This is a genomic window from Holdemania sp. (genome assembly GCF_986127675.1).
The window spans coordinates 1-6,683 of sequence record NZ_CFQZWI010000129.1; the positions used below are offsets into that span (position 1 = coordinate 1).

7 protein-coding genes are annotated in these 6,683 nt (G+C 51.8%); 2 read left to right on the forward strand and 5 right to left on the reverse strand.

The genetic code is table 11. The features are described 5' to 3' along the window. Both AC5OW4_RS13740 and gmk read right to left on the reverse strand, forming a co-directional pair. Positions 1 to 418 (reverse strand): SIS domain-containing protein (locus AC5OW4_RS13740; RefSeq protein WP_493677098.1); only part of this gene is annotated, 418 nt, incomplete at its 3' end. Between the two features lie 201 nt (positions 419 to 619). Beyond that, positions 620 to 1,183, reverse strand: a complete 564-nt coding sequence (gene gmk, locus AC5OW4_RS13745; protein WP_195548103.1) for a guanylate kinase — start codon at positions 1,181 to 1,183, stop codon at positions 620 to 622. A 137-nt stretch (positions 1,184 to 1,320) separates the two neighbouring features. On the opposite strand from gmk, the gene AC5OW4_RS13750 reads away from it, so the two are divergent. Continuing rightward, positions 1,321 to 2,976, forward strand: a complete 1,656-nt coding sequence (locus AC5OW4_RS13750) for an Rqc2 family fibronectin-binding protein (RefSeq protein ID WP_295770271.1) — start codon at positions 1,321 to 1,323, stop codon at positions 2,974 to 2,976. Further along, the gene (locus AC5OW4_RS13755; RefSeq protein WP_195548105.1) at positions 2,973 to 3,272 is read left to right on the forward strand and encodes a hypothetical protein; all 300 of its coding nucleotides are present in this window, start codon (positions 2,973 to 2,975) and stop codon (positions 3,270 to 3,272) included. Before AC5OW4_RS13750 ends, AC5OW4_RS13755 begins: the two co-directional genes overlap by 4 nt. 216 nt (positions 3,273 to 3,488) lie before the next feature. On the opposite strand, the gene AC5OW4_RS13760 is transcribed toward AC5OW4_RS13755, so the two are convergent. The 3 genes from AC5OW4_RS13760 to AC5OW4_RS13770 form a co-directional block, all read right to left on the reverse strand. After that, complete coding sequence (locus AC5OW4_RS13760) at positions 3,489 to 5,168, reverse strand: FAD-dependent oxidoreductase (protein WP_295770268.1); 1,680 nt, start codon at positions 5,166 to 5,168, stop codon at positions 3,489 to 3,491. A 93-nt stretch (positions 5,169 to 5,261) separates the two neighbouring features. After that, entirely contained in the window at positions 5,262 to 6,146 is an 885-nt protein-coding gene (locus tag AC5OW4_RS13765) for a LysR family transcriptional regulator (RefSeq protein ID WP_493677099.1), read from the reverse strand. Between the two features lie 260 nt (positions 6,147 to 6,406). Further along, a partial coding sequence (locus tag AC5OW4_RS13770; RefSeq protein ID WP_493677100.1) for an HAD-IA family hydrolase occupies positions 6,407 to 6,683 on the reverse strand: 277 nt, incomplete at its 5' end.

The following is a 6,683-nucleotide window of genomic DNA, read 5'->3' on the forward strand; positions in this document are numbered from 1 at the left end:
GCTTGCGGCCTTTTTCTTTTACTTTCTTTGCGAATTCGACGATGACGCCGTTGTTGGCTGGATTGGAAATCAGGATGAACATGTCATGATCGTCAATATTGTACATGTTCCACAATTTATCCGCTAAATCCGTGCGGTCGTTGAAATCAGGCTGGTTCGCTTCTTCCGGGGAAACGACGCCGCGCAGCAGCAAATCCTCCATTTTGATCTGGTGGAACGGCATCAACCCGCCGGCACGATACCCCAGTTCCATGGAAAACGCCAGTCCATGTCCCAATCCGAACAACTGGACAAGACCGTTTTCCAGCATGCAGTCGCCCATCATTTTCGCCGCTTCGTAAACCGCTTCTCTCTGAGTGTTTTTAACCTCTTGAAGAGCGTGCTTGGCGGCTGAGAAAAACTCTTTTGCTTCAGCCATACTGAAACCTCCCTTTCACGCAGAATCACTCCCGCGAATGACCCTTTACGCTGACTTTATGATAGCTATTTTCGCTTTCAGTGTCAACCGCTTTCACGATGTTTTTGAATAATTTAATCAAATTGTCATATTGCTTAAAGAATAAATAATTTGCATGCGCCGGCGATCAAAATAAAAGAAGAACCGTGTCTTTCGGTTCCTCTATTCCATGTGTCGTTTTATGATTAAAGAAATGATCGACGCCGCCAGCTTCGGGTCTTCGTTGCAGACGATGAACTTGTACTGATCGACCAGCTCCATCTCCCGGCTCGCCTTGCTCAAGCGCTGCTGCACGATCTCCTCCGGCTCGGTTCCCCGGCCGCGGATCCGCTTTTCCAGCTCTTCCATGCTCGGCGGGATAATGAAAATCGTCAGCGCGTCCGGACATTTCTCCATGACCTGCTGACAGCCCTGCACCTCGATTTCCAACAGCACGTTCTTCCCCTCGGCGCGCAGCTTTTCGACGTTTTTCAGCGGCGTGCCGTAATAATTCCCGACAAACTCCGCATATTCCAGCAGCTCGCCCTCGCGGATCGCCTGTTCAAAGGCCGGCCGGTCGACAAAGTTATAATTTACGCCTTCGACTTCCCCCGGACGCATTTTGCGGGTCGTCATGGAAACCGAATACGCCAGGTTTAATTCCGGATCATTCACGAACTCCTTCAGAATCGTCCCCTTCCCGACTCCGCTCGGTCCGCTCAGCACGATCAGCAACCCCTTTTTCATGCTTCCTTCCTCCTTTTGTCCTGGTTTAATAATACAAAGCTTCCCCAGGATTGTCAACGAATTCCACGGCCGGTCCGGTTTGGGATTTTATCAGAATCATGGTATAATAGGAACACATTTTGGAAAGGTTGATCACCATGGCTTTAGACGGACTCCTGCTGCACGCACTGTGCCGGCAGTTTCAGGAAATACTTCCCTGCAAAATCAATAAAATCCATCAGATCTCCAATACGGAGCTGTTGTTTCACCTGCGCACCCAGCGCGAGAAAAAGAATTTACTGATTTCCTGTCATTCGCAATACAACCGCATCAATCTCACCGACCGCGCCTATCCGACCCCAGAGGAGCCGTCGCATTTCGTCATGCTTCTGCGCAAGCATCTGGAGGGCGGCTTAATTCTCTCTGTCCAACAGGGCGGGCTGGATCGCTGGCTTGTGATGGAGGTTTCGCTGCGCAATGAAATCGGCGATAAGGTCTTCCGCAAGCTGTACGTTGAATTGATGGGCAAATATGCCAACGTCATCCTCGTCGATGAAAACAACCGGATTCTCGATGCGCTCAAGCGGATTCCGCCGTTTGAAAACACCAAGCGCACGATTCAGCCGGGCGCGCAATTCACACTGCCGGAACAGCCGGTGAAACAGGATCCATTTACAGCGCAGACCGTCGATCCGCAACAGCCGCTGCACCAGCAGTTTGACGGTTTCTCTCCGCTGCTTGGGCGGGAGGTCGAAACGCGGATGCGCCGGGGCGAAACGTTCCCGGCGATCATGAAGCAGATCGAAAGCAGCGATTCGCTGTTCATCACCAACACGCCTAAGGAAACGCAGTTTCATCTGATTCCGCTGACCCAGTATGAGCAGCCGGCCAAGGCATACCCGCTGATGGAGGGCATGGACGTCCTATATTATCATAAGGAAGAAAAAGACCGCATCCGGCAGATGACCGGCGATCTGTTCAAGTTTGTCCGCAAGCAGCTCAAGCATTACCGCCAGAAGCTGCCGAAGCTGCTCGATGCGATGCAGGAAGCGCTGGATTGTGAAAAGTGGCGGGAATACGGCGATCTGTTATATGCGTATGGGCAAAATATTCCCAAAGGCACGCCGTCGGCAACCTTGACCACCTTCGATCAGAGCGGGCAGGTCAAAATTGATCTGGACGTCCGCTTCGACGGACGCGGCAATGCGAAAAAGTGTTTTCAGAAATACAACAAAGGAAAAAAGGGTCAGGAGCATTTATTGGAACAAATTGACCTATGCGAGAAAGAGATCGAGTATTTCGAGGGTCTTGAGCAGCAGCTGGAACTGGCCAACTTTGAAGATGCCCGCGAAATCCGCGAGGAGCTGGCGGCGTTAGGCTACATGAAGCCGATCCAGTCGAAAATCCGCCGCAACCGCAAAAAGGCGAAGGCCCTGCCGGCGATCACGGCGATCCCTCTGGCAAACGGCGTCACGTTATATTTCGGTAAGAATAACCTTCAGAACGAGGCGCTGACGTTCAAGCTGGCGCGCAAAAACGACCTGTGGTTCCACGCTAAGGATTTCCACGGCTCGCATGTCGTCCTGGATTGCGAACAGCCCGACGAAGAAACGCTGCGGCTGGCTGCAATGGTGGCTGCCTATTACTCCAAAGGCCGCTATTCCAGCAGCGTCCCGGTCAACTATTGCCCAATCCGCAATCTCAAGCGGGTTCCCGGCGCCAAACCGGGCTTCGTCTCGCTGACCAGTTACAAAACGATCTATATTGATCCGGAAGAAGCCGTGATCAACGATCTGTTGAAAGAAAACGCATGAAAACGACGCGTTACTGCTTAACCCTGCCCTATCTGGAGGTCGTTAAGAAGTTAAAATATGAGCTGCGCTGGGGCTGCATCCGCGGCACGCTGTTAAGTCAGGCCGAGGTCAGTCCTCAGGTGACGGTGCTGCTTTTACAGGTTGAAAATCAACTGGAAAACACCATGCTGATCATTGATCATCTGCGTACTGAAACGCAGCTGCGGATCATCGAGCCAAAGGATCAGGGATGGGATCAGATTTTGGGCAAGCTGTTTCTGTCCTTCCGGCTTCCGCCTAAAAAGGACATTCTGTAACTTGACTGCGACACGCATTGTTTGGCCGGGGATCTCGCTGATCAAAAAGAAGACTTCTCAGAGGTTTCACTCTGCCGAAGTCTTCTTTTTCAATTCTGGTTTTTCAATTTGTCTTTTAAACGTTCAGATCTCTTTTCCTTCGTTTCAGGATCAAACGTCTTCCTGCTTCCCGTTTTTCCAGATCATCAGCGCTTCTTTTCGCCAAACTGGTATCAATTATTTTCCCGCCAAATGCTTTGCCGCAACATAGGCCATGACGCAGCCCTGCGAAATGCAGGCTCCCCCTGCCCAATAACCGGCAACACCGGTGGAACAGGTGCCCGCGGCATATAAGCCTTCAATCACGTTATTGTCCTGATCCAGCACCTGCGCGTTGCCGTCGGTCAACAAACCACCGCGCGTTCCGCAGGTTCCCGGCACATACCGGCAGCAATAGAACGGCGCTTTTTCAATTTTCCCCAAGGTTGCCGTCAGCGTCGTAAACTGAGAGAAATCGGCCTCCGGCAGCGCTACATAAGTATTCGACTGCAGCGTCCGCAGTGCGTTTTCACTTTCGCCGCGGTGCCATTGCGGATCAACCCCGGCGTCCACATACCCGTTAAACGCTTCGACTTGCTTTAACAACCCTTCTTTGTCGATGCCCATACCTTCAGCCAGAGCTTCCAGAGTGTCATAGCGGGTGATGTAGTCCGGCAGCGCGTCGATCGTTGCCCCGCCCGGCAGTTTAAACTGCGATGTATAATCCGCATCGCAAATGAAGTATCCCGGAATATTCGCATACTTCAGCGTTCCTGTGTCGTAAGCGCTGAAGGCCCGGCTGAACACATCATATTCGCGGCTTTCATCCGCAAAACGTTCGCCTCTGGCATTCACGCAGATGGCATGCGGAAATTTCAGATAACACGCCCAATCCGCCAACGCGGAAGTCGCCATAATTCCGTAGTTGCGGTCGTCGCCTTCGTTCCACACCGGGTTGTCGTAAACAAACGGCACGCCCAGATAACGGTCCATCAGCGCCAGCTGTGCGCCCAATCGAGCGCCCATCTTCTGACCGTCGCCGGTGTTGTTAGGACTGGAACAGGAACGATACAACGGGAAGGACAGATGATTCCGGCGCATCGCTTCATTGTAGTCAAATCCGCCGGTGCCTAAAATCACACCCTTGTTCGCTTTGATCCGCAGCGTTTTTTCGCCCTGCCGCGCCACCAGACCGATGACTTTGTGGTTCTCATCGGCGATCAGCTCCTCTGCCGCAGTGCCCATCATCAGCTGAATTTGATCATGCGTTTCAACATATTCCCGATATTGCTTCCATTGCGCGCCGGCCATCATCATCTGGTTATCCGCGTCCAACGGAAATGCCGAACCGCGTCCGACGACGATGCTGTCAGGGTAGCGGTCATAATAATCATTATGCGCGCCGGAATGGATAAACCGCGACCACCCCAGTGTCTGTTTTGTCCAGTCGCAATATTCCTGAGCGTGATCTACAAACGATTCCATTACCGCCCGGTTCATCCGATCCTCGCCGACGGCCTGCATGTAGGACAGACATTTCTCCCGGCTGTCGCCGTTGTTTTCTTCCTTAAAATCATTCAGGAATCCCGGCAGCGCATAACCGCCCCCGGAGGTAGTCGAAGTGCCGCCGAAGATATTTTCATCCTTCTCCAATACGGTAATCGAAGTAATCCCCATTTCACAAGCCGCAATCGCGGCGGTAATCACCGTGCCCGTTCCGACAACAATGATGTCCGTTTCCTGATCCCAGCTCAGTTTTTGATTCTGAGGGGCAGCGGCGGGCGTCGTGCCGCAGCCGCTGATGAGCGATAAGCCGGCTAGTCCGGCAGCGCCGGCCGCAGCGCCTTTGATGAACTCTCTGCGTGAATATTCTTTCATTTCTTCCTCTCCTTTTTGATAATATTTTATCAAGTTCGCAAAAAAAGAAACAGAAGCAAAAACAACCAGTGTCTGTCATCCGAATTTATCAGTTCATAAATTTTGTTTCAGGTATCGGATCAGTTCCCGGGCTACCTCGTCATATTGGCGTTTCCGCATCGTCGCGGAGGACGTCCGCAGAAAATAAGGGAAGGTAAAACCATCGGAAAAAGGAATCAGGCGGATATCCCGCATCTGATTGATCAGCGTATTCTGCCCATGGCAGGCCATAACCCCGCGGTTAATCGCCAACAGCGAATACAGGTAGAGCGGATCTTCCGAGCAGATCTGGCGCTGCTCAGGCTCAAACGGCATCCATTTCTGACCGGTATATTCCAGCGTCCCATAGCCCAGCGTCGTCGTCAGAATCGTCTGGGTGTGAAAATCCTGCGCGGTAACGACGGTCTTCTGCGCTAAAGGATTGGCTTTATGCACGGCAAGCATCAGCGGATATTCCGCGACTTGTTCGCTGGTAAAGTTCAGATTGGCCTCGCTGGGCATGGTTGTCAGACAGAAATGCAGCTCGCCCTGTTTGAGCATCGCGTTGCTTTGCTTTCCGCTCAGAAACAAAATCTCTGCCTGAACTTCGGGATGTTCCTGAATCCAGTTTTCAAAAATGGCGACTTCCCGCTGATCCGCCCAGCTGACGATCCCCAGTTTGATCGGCAGCCGGTACTGACTGGAAAACTCCCTCATTTCCTTTTCAATTTGGTTGAATTCATCAAACTGACGGGCGATCCGATCGTAAAAAAGCCGTCCCTCATTCGTCAATTCGACACCGTTCTTTCCCCTTTCTAAAAGACTGAAGCCCAGTTCGTTTTCCAGCTGCGTCAGCGCAGCGCTGATCGTCTGCCGGGTGATGAACAAGGCTTGCGACGCCTTGACGATACTGCCGTATTCAACGGCGCTGACAAAATATTTCAACTGCTGGATTTCCATGTTTCCGCCCTCCATCTGTCATTTTTTTTAACATTATGTGCAAAATCATCAGACACATCCAACCAGCTGATGATTTCCCCGATCCTTAAGACTGATTTTCTTTCCCCTTGCGATTCAAATTTAATCCTTAAAAAAACTTTACCCAATTTCGCGACAAGGGTCAAGTCCGGATTCAGAAAGTCCTGTTTTCCGCACAAAAAAAACGAACTTCTGCCGGCTTGAGCCAGACACAAAGTCCGTTGTTAACTCTCTTTTTATCGTTATAAGATTTCCAACAGCTGATCCAGCGCGTCGATCTGCCAGGTTGGCTGTTGCTTTAACGTCAGCGGCAGATGCTTCGGATTGAACCAACAAGTATCCAATCCCGCCGCCTGACCGCCGGCGATATCCGAGCTTAGCGAGTCGCCGATCACCAGTACCCGCCGCGGATCTTTTTCCGCGATGGTCTGCAGCACCGGCGCAAAGAATTCCGCCTGCGGCTTCTGGACGCCCAGCTCATCCGAAATGAACAGATGTGTAAAATACTTCGCCAAGATC